This is a genomic window from Stutzerimonas sp. Brlt_14 (genome assembly GCF_051948915.1).
Classification (GTDB): domain Bacteria; phylum Pseudomonadota; class Gammaproteobacteria; order Pseudomonadales; family Pseudomonadaceae; genus Stutzerimonas; species Stutzerimonas stutzeri.
Genome location: NZ_JAYJLM010000004.1, coordinates 572,379 through 589,955, shown reverse-complemented (window position 1 = coordinate 589,955; position 17,577 = coordinate 572,379). Strand labels below are relative to the sequence as shown.

At 62.8% G+C, this 17,577-nt stretch carries 18 protein-coding genes; 6 read left to right on the top strand and 12 right to left on the bottom strand.

Annotation, left to right across the window (positions count from 1 at the left end; genetic code table 11):
* Positions 1–126: 126 nt before the first annotated feature.
* The 6 genes from msrQ to VF716_RS13050 form a co-directional block, all read right to left on the bottom strand.
* Positions 127–759, bottom strand: coding sequence for a protein-methionine-sulfoxide reductase heme-binding subunit MsrQ (gene msrQ / locus VF716_RS13075; protein ID WP_017245532.1), 633 nt, complete (start codon positions 757–759; stop codon positions 127–129).
* A complete protein-coding gene (gene msrP / locus VF716_RS13070) occupies positions 759–1,766 on the bottom strand; it encodes a protein-methionine-sulfoxide reductase catalytic subunit MsrP (RefSeq protein ID WP_440552738.1) in 1,008 nt (335 codons plus the stop codon). Before msrP ends, msrQ begins: the two co-directional genes overlap by 1 nt.
* Positions 1,767–1,820: 54 nt before the next feature.
* The gene (gene pssA, locus VF716_RS13065; protein WP_013983827.1) at positions 1,821–2,660 is read right to left on the bottom strand and encodes a CDP-diacylglycerol--serine O-phosphatidyltransferase; all 840 of its coding nucleotides are present in this window, start codon (positions 2,658–2,660) and stop codon (positions 1,821–1,823) included.
* A 153-nt stretch (positions 2,661–2,813) separates the two neighbouring features.
* Complete coding sequence (gene ilvC, locus VF716_RS13060) at positions 2,814–3,830, bottom strand: ketol-acid reductoisomerase (protein ID WP_013983829.1); 1,017 nt, start codon at positions 3,828–3,830, stop codon at positions 2,814–2,816.
* 77 nt (positions 3,831–3,907) lie between these two features.
* Positions 3,908–4,399, bottom strand: coding sequence for an acetolactate synthase small subunit (gene ilvN / locus VF716_RS13055; protein WP_013983830.1), 492 nt, complete (start codon positions 4,397–4,399; stop codon positions 3,908–3,910).
* 2 nt (positions 4,400–4,401) lie between these two features.
* The gene (locus tag VF716_RS13050) at positions 4,402–6,126 is read right to left on the bottom strand and encodes an acetolactate synthase 3 large subunit (RefSeq protein WP_014597557.1); all 1,725 of its coding nucleotides are present in this window, start codon (positions 6,124–6,126) and stop codon (positions 4,402–4,404) included.
* 405 nt (positions 6,127–6,531) lie between these two features.
* Between VF716_RS13050 and VF716_RS13045 the strand changes: the two genes are divergently transcribed.
* Positions 6,532–6,966, top strand: a complete 435-nt coding sequence (locus tag VF716_RS13045; protein WP_279648219.1) for a DUF4124 domain-containing protein — start codon at positions 6,532–6,534, stop codon at positions 6,964–6,966.
* 36 nt (positions 6,967–7,002) lie between these two features.
* Here the strand turns inward: VF716_RS13045 and VF716_RS13040 are convergent, their stop codons facing one another.
* From VF716_RS13040 to mrcB, 3 genes are read right to left on the bottom strand one after another with little or no spacing between them, the layout of a single operon-like run.
* On the bottom strand, positions 7,003–7,329 hold the full coding sequence (locus VF716_RS13040) for a YqcC family protein (protein ID WP_061373082.1): 327 nt from the start codon (positions 7,327–7,329) through the stop codon (positions 7,003–7,005).
* The gene (locus VF716_RS13035; protein ID WP_014597559.1) at positions 7,329–8,057 is read right to left on the bottom strand and encodes a tetratricopeptide repeat protein; all 729 of its coding nucleotides are present in this window, start codon (positions 8,055–8,057) and stop codon (positions 7,329–7,331) included. Before VF716_RS13035 ends, VF716_RS13040 begins: the two co-directional genes overlap by 1 nt.
* 48 nt (positions 8,058–8,105) lie before the next feature.
* A complete protein-coding gene (gene mrcB / locus VF716_RS13030) occupies positions 8,106–10,418 on the bottom strand; it encodes a penicillin-binding protein 1B (protein WP_011914326.1) in 2,313 nt (770 codons plus the stop codon).
* Positions 10,419–10,577: 159 nt separating this feature from the next.
* Between mrcB and VF716_RS13025 the strand changes: the two genes are divergently transcribed.
* From VF716_RS13025 to VF716_RS13010, 4 genes are all read left to right on the top strand, one after another.
* Entirely contained in the window at positions 10,578–12,140 is a 1,563-nt protein-coding gene (locus tag VF716_RS13025) for an AAA family ATPase (protein WP_440552737.1), read from the top strand.
* A 72-nt stretch (positions 12,141–12,212) separates the two neighbouring features.
* The gene (locus VF716_RS13020; protein WP_061373080.1) at positions 12,213–12,995 is read left to right on the top strand and encodes a class I SAM-dependent methyltransferase; all 783 of its coding nucleotides are present in this window, start codon (positions 12,213–12,215) and stop codon (positions 12,993–12,995) included.
* Between the two features lie 18 nt (positions 12,996–13,013).
* Positions 13,014–13,277, top strand: a complete 264-nt coding sequence (locus tag VF716_RS13015; RefSeq protein WP_011914329.1) for a TfoX/Sxy family protein — start codon at positions 13,014–13,016, stop codon at positions 13,275–13,277.
* A 112-nt stretch (positions 13,278–13,389) separates the two neighbouring features.
* Complete coding sequence (locus tag VF716_RS13010; protein WP_013983838.1) at positions 13,390–14,187, top strand: Crp/Fnr family transcriptional regulator; 798 nt, start codon at positions 13,390–13,392, stop codon at positions 14,185–14,187.
* A 221-nt stretch (positions 14,188–14,408) separates the two neighbouring features.
* On the opposite strand, the gene VF716_RS13005 is transcribed toward VF716_RS13010, so the two are convergent.
* Genes VF716_RS13005 through VF716_RS12995 form a run of 3 tightly spaced genes read right to left on the bottom strand, consistent with a single transcriptional unit; the run spans position 14,409 to position 17,109 of the window.
* Complete coding sequence (locus tag VF716_RS13005) at positions 14,409–15,293, bottom strand: ChaN family lipoprotein (protein WP_440552736.1); 885 nt, start codon at positions 15,291–15,293, stop codon at positions 14,409–14,411.
* 11 nt (positions 15,294–15,304) lie between these two features.
* Positions 15,305–16,072: a heme ABC transporter ATP-binding protein gene (locus VF716_RS13000; protein WP_017245542.1), complete on the bottom strand. Its 768-nt coding sequence runs from the start codon at positions 16,070–16,072 to the stop codon at positions 15,305–15,307.
* The gene (locus tag VF716_RS12995) at positions 16,072–17,109 is read right to left on the bottom strand and encodes a FecCD family ABC transporter permease (protein ID WP_017245543.1); all 1,038 of its coding nucleotides are present in this window, start codon (positions 17,107–17,109) and stop codon (positions 16,072–16,074) included. The genes VF716_RS13000 and VF716_RS12995 overlap by 1 nt, the downstream gene beginning before the upstream one ends.
* Before the next feature lie 132 nt (positions 17,110–17,241).
* Here VF716_RS12995 and VF716_RS12990 point away from each other — a divergent pair, with 132 nt between their 5' ends.
* Positions 17,242–17,577 carry a Rieske (2Fe-2S) protein gene (locus tag VF716_RS12990; protein ID WP_108242250.1) on the top strand — a complete coding sequence of 112 codons (336 nt, stop codon included), beginning with the start codon at positions 17,242–17,244 and terminating at the stop codon, positions 17,575–17,577.

The window sequence follows — 17,577 nt, the reverse complement described above, 5'->3', positions numbered from 1 at the left end:
AGCGCATTCTACTCGAATCCGCCACCAGCGCAACCCTTTTATTTAGCTAACCTTTTGATTTACAAGAGGTTTTGCTTGAGGACTGCACCGGAAGTGGTGCGCATTATAGGCACCTGAAAACAGCCGTCAACCGTTTATTTCGGTTTTGTTGCGAACTTTGTTCTTTCGCGTACGGACTCGCCCCAAAGCAGAAGCCGCGGCTGGAAATCGTAGAGCAAGCAGGATCGCGGCCACGCCAGCATAAAGCGCCCACCTGCCAGCATCGGCACGTACAACCCAGAGCATATGCAGCAGCACCACAATGACGATGACGTAGATCAGCTGGTGTAAGGTTTTCCAGCGCTTACCGAGACGGCGCATGCTCCATCGAGAGGAGGTAGCGGCCAAAACTGTCAGCCCCAGCAACCCGAGCATCCCGACCAGAATATAGGGGCGCTCGCTCAACTCTTCGGGCAAACGTGAGAATTCAGCACCCAACAGAAAGAAAAGGTAGCTAGCGAGATGCAGCAATGCATAGCTGAAGCACCAAAGTCCAAGCTGTCTCCGCACAGCGAGCCAGCCGCCCCACCCCGTGACCCGCTGCAGGGGCGTCATGGCAAGCGTCAGAAGCAAGAGAACCAACGCGCCCTGCCCGAGGTTATCCACCAGCACCTTTCCCGGATCGGGACCCAGCGCAAGCGTCCAGGCGAGATACAGCCAGTACACAGGCACGCTCGCGGCGCATAGAAATACGCACAGCCGCCACCACGGGTAGCGCATCAGTAGTCCTTGGTGAGATCCATCGAGGCGTACAAATCCGCCACCTGATCGGCATAGCCATTGAACAGCAGCGTATCCCGCACGTTGGGGCTGAAAAGGCTGCCTGGAAGGCGCCGCTCACGAGCCTGCGACCAACGTGGATGGGAAACCTGCGGATTTACGTTGGCGTAGAACCCATACTCTTCAGGAGCCATCGACTGCCACGTCGTACGCGGCTGCTCGCGTACAAAGCTGATCCGCACGATCGATTTGATGCTTTTGAAGCCATACTTCCAAGGTACGACCAGCCGCAGTGGTGCGCCATTCTGATTAGGCAGTACCCGCCCATACATTCCAACCGCCAGCAGGCTGAGGGGGTGCATCGCCTCGTCCATGCGCAATCCTTCTACGTACGGCCAATCGATCAACGCAAAGCTGGAGCGAGTTCCACGCATCTCGTCGGGCCGGTAGGCCGTTTCGAAGCGGGCGAACTTCGCAGCTGAAAGGGGGCGAACCATCTGAACAAGGTCGGCAAGCGGAAATCCCAGCCAGGGGATCACCATGGACCAGGCCTCCACGCATCGCAGCCGATATATCCGCTCCTCCAGCTGGCCTTCAGTAAAAAGGTCCTCGAGCGAATAGCGCCCCGGCTTTTCGACTTCGCCGTCAACCAGCACTGTCCACGGTTCGACTTTCAACTCCGCGGCGTAACGGGCTGGATCGCCTTTGTTGGGACCGAACTCATAGAAGTTGTTGTACTGGGTGGCATCGGCATACGGCGTGATGGCTTCGCCTCGCGCGACGACAGCGCGCCAGCGGGCGTCGCCCAGCTTGCCAACAAACCAAGGCGGGGCTGGAGACGCTGGGACGCCGGGATATTGCTCTGCCGCCCTAGCCAGCAAGGGCACCCCCACGGCCGCCCCGGCAAGCGCCGCCCCCTGAATGAAGCGACGCCGGCTTCGATAGATCGCCTCCGGCGTCACCTCGGATTCATGACAATCACCGCCTGCGGGGATTCTGATGAGCATGGCCAGCTCCGCGTATCGACTACAGACGAGCAATACGCGCAGCCAGGGGGAAAATCAACCCTCGACGCGCTTGCGCCGACGCAGTTGCATCAGGTACTGAACGGGACCCGAAACTGCATAGGCGAGGAAAATCAGCAGGAGAATACGAGGCGGGTCGCTGAATACCACCGCAAACACCAGCACCACGACCAGAATCGCAACGAAAGGAACGCGCCCCTTCAGATCGAGATCCTTGAAGCTGTAGTACTTGATGTTGCTGACCATCAGCAGACCGGCAGCGGCTACCATCAGCGCAAAGAGCATGACCAGCACCAGCGGCAGGTCGACGCCGCGAATACCCGTCTCGTCGAGCGCCCACACCGCCCAGACCCAACCGGCCACCACACCTGCTGCAGCCGGACTGGCCAGCCCGATGAACCAGCGCTTGTCCACCTTGCCGATCTGCGTATTGAAGCGCGCCAGGCGCAGCGCGGCGCAGGCAACGTAGATAAAGGCGACCGTGAGCCCGACATTACCCAACCCCGACAACGCCCATTCATACGCCAGCACAGCGGGCGCCAGACCGAACGCCACCATATCCGACAGCGAGTCGTACTCGGCACCAAAGGCACTCTGAGTATTGGTCAGGCGCGCAACACGTCCGTCCAGACTATCAAGCACCATCGCGACAAAGACCGTCGCCGCGGCCACATAAAAATTGCCGTTGATCGCCGTGATGATCGAGAAGAACCCTGCGAAAAGGTTGGCAGTGGTGAACAGGTTCGGCAGCAGGTAGATGCCCCGGTGGCGGACCTTGCGGCCGTCGGCCTCCTGGGTTTCCTCCACATGCTCGTCGATCGGCAGAATGCTCTCTGGCTCGACTGGCTTGTTCGGCTCTTCGGATTGTCCACTCATGCGCATTCACCTTCTACAACAGGTACGGATAGATTTCGACCAGATCGGCACACCCACGGTTCAGCCTGGCCAAACCCGCGATTTATACCAGAAGCCTGGGGTGCAGAACGAAAAAACGCGGCCGAAGCCGCGTTTTCTTGAGCAGAAAACCGATCAGTTCTTGCTCTTGTCGACGATCTTGTTCGCCGCGATCCAGGGCATCATCGCGCGCAGCTTCTCGCCGACCACTTCGATGCCATGGGCCGCGTTGTTGCGACGGTAGGCAGTCATGGACGGATAGTTGGCAGCACCTTCGGTGATGAACATCTTGGCGTACTCACCGTTCTGGATGCGCTTCAGAGCGTTGCGCATGGCAGCACGGGATTCGGCGTTGATGACTTCCGGACCGGTGACATACTCGCCGTACTCGGCGTTGTTGGAGATCGAGTAGTTCATGTTGGCGATACCGCCTTCGAACATCAGGTCGACGATCAGCTTCAGCTCGTGCAGACACTCGAAGTAGGCCATTTCCGGAGCGTAGCCCGCTTCGACCAGGGTTTCGAAACCGGCTTTGACCAGCTCGACGCAACCGCCGCAGAGAACGGCCTGCTCGCCGAACAGGTCGGTTTCGGTTTCGTCCTTGAAGGTGGTTTCGATGATGCCGGTACGACCGCCGCCGACGCCACAGGCGTAGGACAGCGCGACGTTACGGGCATTGCCGGACGCGTCCTGGTAGATCGCGATCAGGTCAGGGATACCGCCGCCACGGACGAACTCGGAGCGCACGGTGTGGCCCGGAGCCTTCGGAGCGATCATGATCACGTCGAGATCGGCACGCGGCACGACCTGGTTGTAGTGGATCGAGAAACCGTGGGCGAACGCCAGGGTGGCACCCTGCTTCAGGTTCGGCTCGATCTCTTCCTTGTACAGGCGACCCTGGAATTCGTCCGGGGTGAGGATCATTACCAGGTCGGCGGCAGCAACGGCTGCCGGCACGTCGCTGACCTTCAGGCCATGCGCTTCGGCCTTTGCGATGGAGGACGAGCCCGGGCGCAGGCCAACGGTGACGTCGACGCCGGAGTCCTTCAGGTTGCACGCATGCGCGTGGCCCTGGGAGCCGTAACCGATGATGGCGACCTTCTTGCCCTGGATGATGGAGAGGTCGCAGTCTTTATCGTAAGAAACCTTCATGAATTACCCCTGTTGCCGGCCTCGTGGGCCATTCGATAAAACGTTGCTGACTGACGAGACGAGGTGTCCGCCAGCCGTTAGATACTCAGCACTTTGTCGCCGCGAGAGATTCCGGTGACACCGCTGCGCACCACCTCGAGGATCGAAGCGGTACCAATGGCCTGGATGAAGCTGTCCAATTTGTCACTGGTTCCGGCCAGCTGAATGGTATAGACGCTGGTGGTCACGTCGACGATCTGTCCGCGGAAGATGTCGGTGGTGCGCTTGACCTCGGCGCGCTGGGCGCCGGTGGCCTTGACCTTGATCAGCATCAGTTCACGCTCGATATGGGCGCTCTCCGACAGGTCGACGAGCTTGACCACTTCCACCAGCTTGTTGAGGTTCTTGGTGATCTGTTCGATCACCTCCTCATGGCCGACGGTGGTCAAGGTCAGACGCGACAGGGTCGGATCTTCGGTCGGCGCCACGGTGAGGCTTTCGATGTTGTAGTTGCGCTGCGAAAACAGGCCGACCACACGAGACAGCGCACCCGGTTCGTTTTCCATCAGCAGGGAAATGATATGTCTCATGATCAGGTCCGCTCCGTCTTGCTCAGCCACATGTCACGCATTGCGCCATCCTTGATCTGCATCGGATAGACGTGCTCGGCGGTGTCGACGGCGATATCGAGGAAGACCAGGCGATTCTTCATGGCGAATGCCTCTTCCATCATCGGCTTGAGGTCCTTGAGATCAGTGATGCGCATGCCGACGTGCCCGTAGGCTTCGGCCAGCTTGACGAAGTCCGGCAGAGACTCCATGTACGAGTGCGAGTAGCGACTGTTGTACACCATGTCCTGCCACTGGCGGACCATGCCCAGCGCACCGTTGTTGAGGTTGATGATCTTCACCGGCAAGTCGTACTGCAGGCAGGTGGACAGCTCCTGGATGTTCATCTGGATGCTGCCTTCACCCGTCACCACCGCGACATCGGCTTCGGGGAAGTTCAGCTTCACCCCCATGGCTGCCGGCAGGCCGAACCCCATGGTGCCGAGACCGCCCGAGTTGAGCCAGCGGTTGGGCTTGTCGAACTTGTAGTACTGGCAGGCGAACATCTGATGCTGACCAACGTCCGATGCCACATAGGCCTCGCCCTTGGTCACCTCGCAGAGCACCTCGATTGCGGCCTGCGGCTTGATGATCGAACCATCGCCCTCGTTGTAGGGGAACAGCCGGCCATTGCCGCGCCACTCGTCGATCTGCTTCCACCAGCTGGCCACGGTCTCGGCATTCGGCGCCTGGCCGATCTCCTTGACGATGGCGACCATCTCGGTCAGCACGCTGTCGACTGGGCCAACGATCGGGATATCTGCCTTGATGGTCTTGGAGATGGATGCCGGATCAATGTCGATGTGGATGATCTTCGCATTCGGGCAGAACTTGGTCGCGCCGTTGATGACGCGGTCATCGAAACGCGCGCCGACCGCCAGAATCACATCGGAGTGATGCATCGCCAGGTTGGCGGTGTAGCTGCCGTGCATACCCAGCATGCCGACGAACTGGCGGTCGCTGCCCGGATAGCAGCCCAAGCCCATCAGCGTATTGGTCACCGGCAGGTTGAGCATCTTCGCCAGCTCGGTCAGTTGTGCCGAGGCCTTGCCTAGGATCACGCCGCCACCGGCGTAGATGATCGGACGCTTGGCGCCCAGCAGCAACTCCGCCGCCTTGCGAATCTGCCCCGAATGCCCACGTACGGCCGGGCTGTACGAACGCAGCTTGGCCTTCTTCGGATAAACGTATTCGAATTTTTCGGCCGGGTTGGTCATGTCTTTCGGAATATCGATGACAACCGGCCCTGGACGCCCGGACTCTGCGAGGTAGAACGCCTTCTTCATCACTTCGGGAATTTCCGAAGGATGCTTGATCATGAAGCTGTGCTTAACGATCGGCCGGGAGATACCGATCATGTCGGTTTCCTGGAAGGCGTCGGTGCCGACCATGGTGCTCGGCACCTGACCGGAAATGACCACCATCGGGATCGAGTCCATGAAGGCAGTGGCGATGCCGGTGATGGCATTTGTCGCGCCAGGGCCGGAGGTCACCAACACCACGCCGGCCTTGCCAGTCGCGCGCGCATAGCCATCAGCCATGTGGGTGGCAGCCTGCTCATGACGAACCAGGATATGTTCGATGGCCTTTTCCTTGAAAAGCGCATCGTAGATATGCAGAACGGCACCGCCCGGGTACCCGTAGATGTACTTAACGCCTTCGTCACGCAGGGAGCGGACGACCATTTCAGCGCCGGATAAGAGTTCCACGTTGTTCACCTCTGAAACGCCAGATAGCGGTCCAAGCCGGAGCCGCCAGAAATAGGTTTACTGCCAACAGGGCATGAGCGACGGTGGTCGCCGACTACGTCAGCCACTGATTGAGCCAGTATTGGAAGAGTCCCTGGTGTCGCGGGCTCTCCACCCAGCGCGAGGTAACGCGTTGCGGGTGATGCAGGTCGGCGCGGGTAGCACCTCATGTCTGTCTAGACTGAGCCGGTATCGCTTGCGGCGAGGCGACTCAGGACAGCAAGCCTCGGATTGTTCGGATTCGGCACCCGCAAGTCAAGCCTGCCGTTGCGTTTGGCCAACCTCGAGCTGTGACGGGGCGCAGAAGCGCGGCTCTGTCTTTTGGGTATAGTGGAGGCCGTTTTCCGACCCGATGAAGGTAACAGCATGCGATTGATGTTTCTTGCGAGCGGCCTGATGCTGGCCCTTTGTGGCAACGCCATGGCGGCCCAGGTGTACAAATGGGTAGACGCCCAGGGCGTCACGCATTTTGGCGCTCAGCCGCCGCAGGGGCAGCAGGTGGAAACCGTGAACACGGTCGTCTCGCCAGGCAAATCGGCAACGCCGCCGGCACCGGCGGTACAGGAAATCGACGCCGAACCCGACCAGCGCACCATTGACCGCAAGGTCAAGCAGCAAGTGGCCGCGCAGGAGGCCGAGCGCAAGCGTTATTGCGAAACCCTGCGTACCAACCTGGCCCAGTTGCAGAACAATCCGCGCGTGCGGGTCGAAGAGAATGGTGAAACGCGGCGGGTCACCGAGGAAGAGCGACAGGCGCGAATCTCGGAAACCCGCGACAAGATTGCGGAAAACTGCAACTGAGCGCCATCTGAGCAACTGGCGCCGCCAAACGCGGCGCTAGCGTGAAGATCTGTCGATCAGCGCATCGAAGCCGCGCAGGGCCTCAAGCAGCGTCACCACCTGGGACTCCCGATAGACCACTTCGGCCATGGCGCAGATGCCGGAGGCGGCAGGCAAAGGCTGATCTGCCTCGACGATGGCCTTCATCCGCGGCAGGAAAATCCACTGCAACCACTGCTCGAAGCGCAGCGTGTCGACGCAGAACGGCTCCACGCTGGCCAGAGCCTCTGGCGCCGGCGAATCCACACTCCACAGCCCCAGCACCCGCAGCTCGCGCTCGATCAGCAGCAGCTGCTGGGCAATCTCCGGCAGCCGGCGATCCATCACAGACTGACCTTGGCCCGCTCACGGGCCTGGGCCGCACCCGCACTGTCGCCCTGCCGCTCACGCGCCTGGGCGATCAGCTCCCAGAGACTGGCCTGCAAGGCTGGCCGACCACTGGCGTAACTCAACGCTCGACGTGACAACTGTTCGGCCTGGGTCGCGTCGCCCTGAGCCAGACGGACCTGGGCGAGACGGTAAAGCACCTGCGGCTCGCGTGGCGCAATGCGCTGAGCGCGCTCGAGGCTCGAGGCGGCACCGTTCAGGTCGCCGCCGCCCTGCTGCTGCTGCGCGGTGGTGAGCAACGCCAGGACCGGGCCATCAAGCTGCTCGTCAGCCGCCAGACCGCTACCTGAGGAAGGAATGCCGCTGGGCATGCTTGGCTGTGGCGTGCTGGGCGGTGCGGAGATCGATGGTGCGGGCTGCCAGGCTGGCTGCGAACCACTGGCGGCGCCACTGGAAGAAGAAAAAGGCACGTCCGGCGCTGCGAAGGTTTCAAGGGGCGCCGATGATCCTTGCGGCACCATCACCACGACACCGGAATCTTCCTGCTGCTGCCGTGGCACCTGGGCCGCGGCCGTGGCAGCGGGTGCGCGATAGGCCTGCCGCGCGGCCATTTCCTCGGAAACAGGCGCGCCGGCGTCGACGACGGGTATCGAACGACGGTCCACCGTCGCGCAACCCTGGATCAGAACCACTGCTGCTACAACAGCTATCCACTGCTTATTCACTTTCTGACCTCTTCACAAAAAAGCACGGAATGCACGTCGGCTGCACCATCACTGCAACCAGCCACGCACCCAATCCATGACCGACTCTGCAGGGGCCTGTATGCCGCAGCCCGGCCCCGGCGCCGGTTCGCTGCCGCGAATATAGGGCATCTGCACGGCATCCGGGCAGCGTTCGTCGGTACCCAGTCCGCTACGGGCATCGACCCAGGCGTAGGTGACATTGTCCGGAACCGGCATCTGCAACGGCAGCGGGTCGGCCCGTCGCATGAAGTCGGTCCATACCTGCAGCGCCCCGGTGGCCCCGGTCAGAGACGTCTTGCCATTGTCATCACGCCCCAGCCAGACCACTGCCAGAAGATCCTGGCTGAAGCCGGCGAACCAGCTGTCACGCGAATCGTTGGTGGTGCCGGTCTTGCCGGCCAGATTGAGCGACTGCGGCAGTCGGTTGTACGCCGAGCGCCCAGTGCCCTCGCGCATGGCGCGCTGCATGGCGTACTGGGTGAGGTAGATCGCACCCGGATCGAAGCGCTGCTGAATCTGGAACGGATAACGCTTGAGCGGCTCGCCGTCGGCGGTCAGCACGCTGCGAATGCCCCGCAGCGGGGTGTTGAAGCCACCGTTGGCAAGCGTCTGATACATGTCGGCCACTTCGATCGGACGCAGGCCGCCGGCCCCCAGCAGCATCGACGGGTAAGCCGGCCATTTGGGTGATGCACCCAGGCGCTCGAGCGTCTTAAGCACGTTCGGCACGCCCAGATCGAGCCCGAGCCGCGCGGTCGACAGGTTGTAGGAATTGGCGAGCGCCTGATACAGGTACACCGTTCCATAGGCCTGACGCCCATAATTCTGCGGCTTCCAGACCTGCCCATCGGCACCTTTCACGGAGAAGGGCTCATCCTCGAGCAGACTGGTCAGCGTGTACTGGCTGGGCTTCTCCAGTGCGGCCAGGTAGATGGCAGGCTTGATCAGCGAACCGATCGGTCGTGAGGCATCCAGTGCCCGGTTGAAGCCGGCAAAGCCTGGTTGGCGGCTGCCCAGCATGGCCTGGATCTCACCGGTTTCCGGATTGGTGACGATCATCGCGCCCTCGACGCCCTCGGTGGCCTTGCCGAGTCGCTTGAGGGTTTCGCTCATGGCCTGCTCGGCCTTCAGCTGAAGCACCGGATCGAAGCTGGTGAAGACGCGCAGGCCTTCTTCGGTAAGGTCCTCGTCCCGATAGTCCTCTCGCAGCTGCCGCTTGACCAGGTCGAGGAAGGCCGGATAGGAGCTGTCCGCCATGCTGCCGCGCTGGGTTACCCCCAATGGCGCCTGTTTGGCCTTGGCCGCCTCATCGGCGCTGATGACCTGCTGCTCGGCCAAAAGATCGAGCACCAGATTGCGCCTTTCTAAGGCACGCTCGGGATTGCGCCGCGGGTTGTAGTAGGTTGGCCCCTTGACCATGCCGACCAGCAACGCCACCTGCGGCAGCTTCAGCTCGGCCAGCGGCTGACCGAAGAAGTACTGACTGGCCAGGCCGAACCCGTGCACCGCGCGACGACCATCCTGACCGAGAAACACCTCGTTCAGATAAGCCTCGAGAATTTCCTGTTTGTCGTAATGCAGCTCAAGCAGCACCGCCATCATCGCTTCGGTGATCTTGCGGGTCATGCTGCGCTCGTTGGTCAGGTAGAAGTTCTTGACCAACTGCTGGGTCAGGGTACTGCCACCCTGGCGAACCTGGCCGGCAGTCAGGTTGACCCAGACCGCGCGGGCGATGGATTTGGGCGACACACCGAAGTGATTGAAGAATTCCCGATCCTCGACCGCAACCAGCGTTTCCACCAGATACGGCGGCACCTGATCCAGCTTGATCAGGATGCGATCCTCGTTGTGCGCCGGATACAACCCGCCAATCAGCACGGGCTCCAGACGCGCCACAGGCAGAGCGCTCCCGTTGGCGCTGCTGAGGCCAGCAACGAAATCGCCGGAGAAGCGGACCCGCAACCGTTGCGACTGCTCGGCGCCTTCGTAGAACTGGAAGCCGCGGGTGTGCAGTTCGATGTCGTTGCCGGCAACCGAAGCGCCGCCCGGGCCGCTGACCGAGCGCTCGCGCCGATAGCCAAGAGCGTCCAGCTCGGCAAGGAAGTCGTTCTTGTCCAGCTTCTGACCGACGAACAGTTCCAGCGGCCGCGCATAGACCTTTGCCGGAATCGTCCAACGCTTGCCGGAGAATTTCTCCTGCACGACAGCATCGAGATAGATGGCGAAACCGGCCAGGATCACCAGGCCGACAATGGAGAGCTTGACCGCCCAGCCCAACCAGGGGCGAGCACCACTGGAGCGGCGCTTGGAGCGATTTCGGGGGGAGCGAGGTTTAGTCATGGCGGCGCATTATACGCACTTTGCCGCAGCGGATTGACGGCCTCTCAGCGGTTTGCAGCGCAACGCTCAGCGGCCATAATGCCGGCGACTTTACGACTGTGTGGACTGCTTCGCAGTGGACTCGCACGCCCCGTTCAAGAACTTCGACAAGGAATGACCGTGAGCCAAGCACTGATCGCCGCCCTGCAGAATCCTGCCCTGTATCCGCACCCCACCGAAGGCTTTCGGGTCATCGAAACCCATATTTCCTGGGTGATCCTCACCGGCCAGTACGCGTACAAGATCAAGAAGCCGGTGGACTTCGGCTTCCTCAACTTCACCGATCTGGCCTCGCGCAAGCATTTCTGCGAAGAAGAGCTGCGCCTCAACCAGCGCATGGCACCTGACCTCTACCTGGAAGTGTTGCCTGTCACCGGCTCGCCTGATGCTCCGGTGATCGGCGGCGACGGCAATCCCTTCGAGTACGTGCTGAAGATGCGCGAGTTCCCGCAGTCCCAACTGCTGGCCGAGGTCCAGGCCCGCGGCGAGCTGACCGATGCGCATATCGACGCTCTGGCCGAGCAGATCGCAAGCTTCCACCTCAGCACCCCGCAGGTACAGGCGGACCACGCGCTGAACAGCGCCGATGTGATCGTCGCACCGATGCGGCAGAACTTCGAACAGATACGCCCGCTGCTCAGCGAGCCGGAAGACCTGCGCCAGCTGGACGCTCTCGAAGACTGGACCGAAACCAGCATCACGCGCCTGCGCCCACTGCTCGAACAGCGCTGCCAGCAAGGCTTCGTTCGCGAATGCCATGGCGACCTTCACCTGGGCAATGCCACGCTGATCGATGGCAAGGTCGTGCTGTTCGACTGCATCGAATTCAACGAGCCGTTCCGCCTGATCGATGTCGCCTCGGATGCCGCCTTCCTGGCCATGGACCTTGAGGATCGCGGACTGAAATGCCAGGCCCGGCGCTTCATCAATGGCTGGCTGGAGCACACCGGAGACTATGCCGCGCTAGCGCTGCTCAACCTCTATAAGGCCTATCGTGCGTTGGTTCGCGGCAAGGTCAGCCTGTTCCGCCTGTATCAGGAGCAGGACGCCGTGCAGCGCAAGGTTATCCTGCGCCAGTACCGCAGTTACGCCAATCTCGCCGAAAGCTACAGCGCGATTCCGTCCCGCTTCCTCGCCATCACTCACGGTGTATCGGCCGTCGGCAAGAGTCACGTCGCGCTACGCTTGGTCGAAGCGCTCGGCGCGGTGCGTCTGCGCTCGGATGTCGAGCGCAAGCGTCTGCACGGCGAGCAGGCCGAGGCCCAGGCAGGCCAGCTCGATAGCGGCATCTACAGCCAGCAAGCCAGCGAAGCGACCTATCGCCACCTGCACCAGCTGGCGACTGCCGCACTGCAGGCCGGGTTCGCCGTGGCCATCGACGCGGCCTACCTGAAGCAGTCGCAACGCCAGGCGGCATGGCAGGCAGCCGAAGCGACCGGCGTGCCGTTCCTCATCCTCGATTGCGAGGCTCCGGAAGCGGTGATCGCCCAGTGGCTCGCTCAGCGTCAGGCCGAAGGCACCGATCCGTCCGACGCGACAATGGAGGTGGTCCGCGCACAGCAGGCCAGCCGCGAGCCGCTGAGCGACAGCGAGCGCCTGCACAGCTGCCGGGTCCAGACACAGGATGCCGGCAGCCTCGACGAGCTGGTCGCCAACATCCGCCAGCGCCTGCCGGGGCTTTGACCGTTAGGCACCGTCGCGGGCAGGCCGCGGCGGTGCCTCTATACTCCCGGTATAACAACCGTGGGAATGCCTATGCCTGCCAGCGAACCCCGCCTCTCCCGAGCCGGAGACAGCGTTCAGCTGTTTTCCAGCCGCTCCGATGACTACGCCCGTTACCGCCCGACCTACCCGGAGGCGCTTTTTGCCTGGCTCGCCAGTCAATGCGAGGCGACCGACAATGCGCTGGATCTGGCCGCCGGGAACGGTCAGGCCAGCCTTCCGCTGAGGAGTCACTTCCGCCAGGTGCTGGCCTGCGATGCCAGCGTCGAGCAACTTGCCGCGGGCAACGGTTGGGCGGACGTACAGCGTTTCGTCGCCCAGGCGGAGCGCCTGCCCCTTCGCAGCGGCCAGCTCGACCTGCTGGTCGTCGCGCAGGCACTGCACTGGTTTGCCACGCCGGCGTTTTTCGATCAGGTGCGACAAGCGCTGAAACCGGGTGGGCTGTTCTGCGCCTGGTGCTACAGCCTGCTGGAGGTATCGCCGACGCTGGACCCGCTCATTCGACGGCTTTACGGGACGACACTCGACGGTTACTGGCCCGCCGGTCGCGCCAGCGTCGATGCCGGCTACAGCGACATCCCACTCCCGTTCGCCCGCACTGATACGCCGGACTTCGCCATCGAAGCGCACTGGAACCTTGCCGAGCTGCTTGGCTACCTGCGCACCTGGTCAGCGGTCAAACAATGGCAACGCCAACATGGCCGCGACCCCATCGCGCTGCTGGAGCCGGAACTGGCGACCGCCTGGGGGCCACCCCAGCAGCGGCGACCCATCCGCTGGCCGCTGCACCTGCTTGCAGGCTTCCCCAACCGCTAGCACCGCAAGGATGCCGCCATGCACGACGAACTGCTTTCGCTCCGCAATCTCGGCAAGACCTCGGTGCAGTGGCTGCACGCATCGGGCATCCACACTGCTGCGGATCTGCGCCGACTGGGGGCGGTGAGCTCCTATCGCGCGGTGAAGGCACGTGGGTTTGGCGCGTCGAAGGTGCTGCTGTATGCCATCGAAGGCGCCCTGCGCGACGTGCCCTGGCAGCAACTGCCGGCCCCGCTGAAGGAAGAACTGAATCGGAACCTGGGCAGCGAACTCGACAACTAGAGCTAGCTCACAACCTCTGCGCGGCGTGATTTACTCGCTCGCCCGACCAGGCCTATTGTGCGCCGACGTGACCCTGCCAATCGTCTGCCCGTTTCGTTCAAGGATTACCGACATGTATTTACTCGGGGAGCAACCGGCGTACGCCGATCGCCTGATCACTCGCCTGCAAACCATTCCCACCCAGCTGCTGGAAGGTCTGCAGCCATCGGGCCCCAACCTTGAACTCAAACACACCGACGACCTGTGCGCGGAGCTGCCTGCACAACAGCTGTTCATTATCGAGACCGGGCTGCTGCATGCGCTGATCGATGGCAAACCACTGTTCTACCTCCAGGAAGGCGATCTGGTCGGCCTGCGCCAGTCGAGCGATCTGCCCGAATGTCGCTATTGCAGCGACGAGCCCATCAGCCTGGTGCCCTACTCGCGCAACGCCGTGTTCCAGCACATCCATGCCGACGAGCACCGCCAGGAGTTGTTCACTCAGTACCTGATCGGTCACACCGCATTGCTGGGCGACGCCCTGGCGCGCCTCAAGCAGCCGGAAATCCGCCCCGCTACCGGCTTCAAGCATTTCGCCGTAGGCGAGGAGCTCATTCGCCAGGGCGACGAAGCGGACAATGTATTCATCATCATCGAAGGCCACGCCGAAGCCATCGTCGACGGACAAAAGGTTGGCGACGTACAGAAGGACGAGATCTTCGGGGCCATGGCGGTGTTCACCCGCGAGCGGCGCAGCGCAACCGTGGTCGCCAGCGAGCCATGCACTGTCATGGTCATTCCCAAGGAACAGTTCCTCGGCCTGACGCAAAGCAACCCGCGCATCGCCCACAGCCTGATCGAGAGCATGGCCCGACGCATCGACCTGCTGAACAAGGAAGTCACTCACCTGCGGGTCAACGTCGCCGTCTAGCGATCCGCTCGTCGCGGCCGCACATATATTTTTACGAATGCCTGTTGACGCAGAAATGAGAATTGTTATTATTATCGCAACTGATCGCGAGGTCAGCCGATAGCTGAAGGCTCAGGCAGTCGATCCTTCAGGTTATCTCCTCATCAGGCTAATCACGGTTTTGACCCGGCTCTGCCGGGTCTTTTTTTGCCTGTCTTCTGCTGGCGGCAGATAAAGCTGCGCTATTTGCCGCGCTGCCGCAGTTGCTCGCAATGATCCTGCTCTGGTTGTGCCGGTGTATACCAGACGAAGTCTGCCTGCTCGGCGGATACCCTCTCGCCGACCTCGGCAAGCATCAGCACCGTGACAGGCATGTTTGCCAGATCCTCGATATGCAGCGGCACTCCCAGGTCACGCCGCACATGGAACGCCCCCGCCACCAGCATCGCGGGCTTTGGCGCCGCGAGCAGACGTTCGGCCATGCGTCGATCACGCTGCTGTTGCACCGCCAGCATCGCCGGCAGCTGGCTTGCCGGCAGCATGCCGCAATGCGAGGTTTCGATCTGCGCGAGCAGAGCATCCCTCACCGTGGTCGTTGCCGAAGCGCGCCCCTGCAACCGGGGAGCGGCCCGGTAGATGGACATGATCTCGTCGCGTCCAAGATTTGCCTGCAACAGCGGATAGGACTGCATCAGCGCATGGCTGACCAAAGGCCCGTAGAGGTTCCAGTCCCAGCCCTTCTGCCAGTCCAGCGCCTGGGCAAGATCGCCCGGTGCATGGCCCGCGCGAAGGTCTCGACGCACACTGTCGACACGCGCCTGCTGGCCGGGCTCGAGCATTTCCAGCAGCAGGCTGCCCTGCGGGCGTTGCTGCTCCAGCGCCTGCAGCAGCCAGAGCTGCAGCGCATGGTGATCGGGATTGTCGTGGCGCTCGCCGACCAGCAGGGCCTCGCTGTCCTGCAACCTGACGACGAGCTGAGCCGGGGTCAGCACAGCGTCATTGCGCAGATCGACGATAAGGCCGAGATCGGCGTGGTCCCGCCCTTCCGGACCCTGCCACTCGGGCAGCGCTGGCAGTACGCTACAAGCGCTCAGCAAGACCACTGTCACTAAAACGATGATGCGCACCACAGACCTCCTCAACGAGCGATGACCAGGGGGTGACCTCGTTCCGGATGCCGCTGGACCAGCACATCCAGGCCGAACACGGCTTGCAGCGGCGCCTCGCGCAGCACCTCGTCCGGCGCGCCGGCGATCTGAGCGCGACCGTTCTTGAGCAGCAACAGGCGATCACAGTAACGGGCAGCCAGATTCAGGTCATGCAGGATCACCAGCGCGGCACCGCCCTGCTCGGCGAAACGCCGAACCGCCTGGAGGATGCTGTGCTGATGTGCCGGGTCGAGCATCGAGGTGGGCTCGTCGAGCAGCAGCACGCTGCCCTCGTCCCCCGGCCAGAGCTGCGCCAGCACTCGGGCAAGATGCACCCGCTGGCGCTCGCCACCGGACAGCCGCAGATAGCTGCGCCCGGCCAGATGCTGCGCATCCGCGGCCTGGAGTGCAGCGGCCACGATGCGAGCATCAGCCTGACGGCCGCTGCAATGCGGCAGGCGCCCCATCGCGACCACATCCTCGACCTGGAAGGCAAAGCTCAGCGTCGAACTCTGCGGCAATACCGCCAGGCAACGCGCCCGCTCGCGATCCGACCAGCCTCCAAGCGCTCGTCCATGCAGCATGACCTGCCCTCTGGCGGTTTTCAGCTCGCCGGACAGAGCCTCCAGCAAGGTGCTCTTGCCCGCTCCGTTCGGGCCGAGCACACCCGACACCTGTCCCGCCTGCAAGCGCAGAGAAACCCCATCCAGCGCCGTGATGGCGCCACGCCTTACCGTCAGATCGCTGCCAACCAGCATCAAACACGCTCCCGGAGCAGCAGGAACAGAAAGAACGGCGCGCCGAGCAGCGCCGTGACGATGCCGATCGGCAACTCGGCAGGCGCGATCACCAGCCGCGCGGCGACATCCGCCAGCAACAGCAAAGTGGCGCCGGCGAGCGCCGAGGCCGGCAAGAGCAGCCGATGATCCGGCCCCACCAGCAGACGCATCAGATGCGGGACGACGAGGCCGACGAAGCCGATCAGGCCCGCGGCAGCAACGGCCGCGCCGACACCCAGCGCGGTACAGACCACCAGCTCGCGCTTGATGCGCTCGACGTCGAAACCCAAATGGCGCGCCTCGGATTCGCCTAGCAAGAGAGCATTCAATGCCGTTGCGCGGCGTGGCAGCCAACCGCCGACGGCAAGCGTGATCAGCAACAGCGGCCATAGCCCCGCGTAGCTGGCGCCGTTCAGGCTGCCGAGATTCCAGAAGGTCAGTGAGCGCAACGTGGTGTCGTCGGCAAGATAGGTGAACAGGCCGACAATGGCACCGGCCAGTGCGGTCAGGGCGATACCCGCCAGCAACATGGTGGCGACGCGGGTCTGCCCGTCGCGCCGCCCCAGCCGATACACCAGCAAGGTCACCGCGAGGCCGCCGAGGAAGGCGAACATGGACAGCACATAGGGCTGCCAGACCTGCGGCAGCGCGGGCACGAAGGTGCTGCCGACGATCGCGGCAGCCGCACCGAGCGCGGCGCCGCTGGACACCCCGACGAGCCCGGGATCGGCCAAGGGGTTGCGAAAGAGTCCCTGCATCGCCACGCCGCACAGGGCCAGCACGGTACCTGCGGCGCAGCCGAGCAGCGTACGCGGCAGCCGGATCTGGCCCAGGATCAACTCTGCCTGCTGCAGATCATCATGTCCGATCGACAGTCCCAGCAGGCGCAGCGCCGCCAGCGCGGTGTCGTCCAGCGCCAGGCTCAACGGACCCAGCGCCAACGATAGCCAGACGGCTGCCAGCAACAGCACGCTGAGTACGACAAACAGAATACGTACGGGAACCCGAGTGCCCATCAGGGATGCTTCGCCAGGCGGATGAGGGGCGAAGGATAAGAGCGTGTCGGCGGCGCCGCCACCCCGCGGTTAGCATCGGGCTGCGCACGAGCAGTGGTTGCGGGATAATCGCCGTTCCTGCGAGAGGTCAAGATGATTCGATTGTGCGCAACATCCGAACTGCCGGAAGGGCAGAGCCGCGGTTTCACCGCAGGCGAACTGCAGATCATCGCGATTCGCCGGGATGGCCGGGCCTACCTGTACGAGAACCGCTGCCCGCACCGGGGCGTGCCGCTGGAATGGCTGCCCGACCGGTTCCTCGACGACAGCGGCAGCCTGCTCCAATGCGCCACCCATGGCGCACTGTTCCTCATCGAATCGGGCGAATGCGTGGCGGGCCCCTGCGCCGGGCAATCGCTACGGCCACTGGATGCGATCGAGCGGGACGACAGCATCTGGTTGCAAACTGTCAGGCAGAGCGACAGTTGA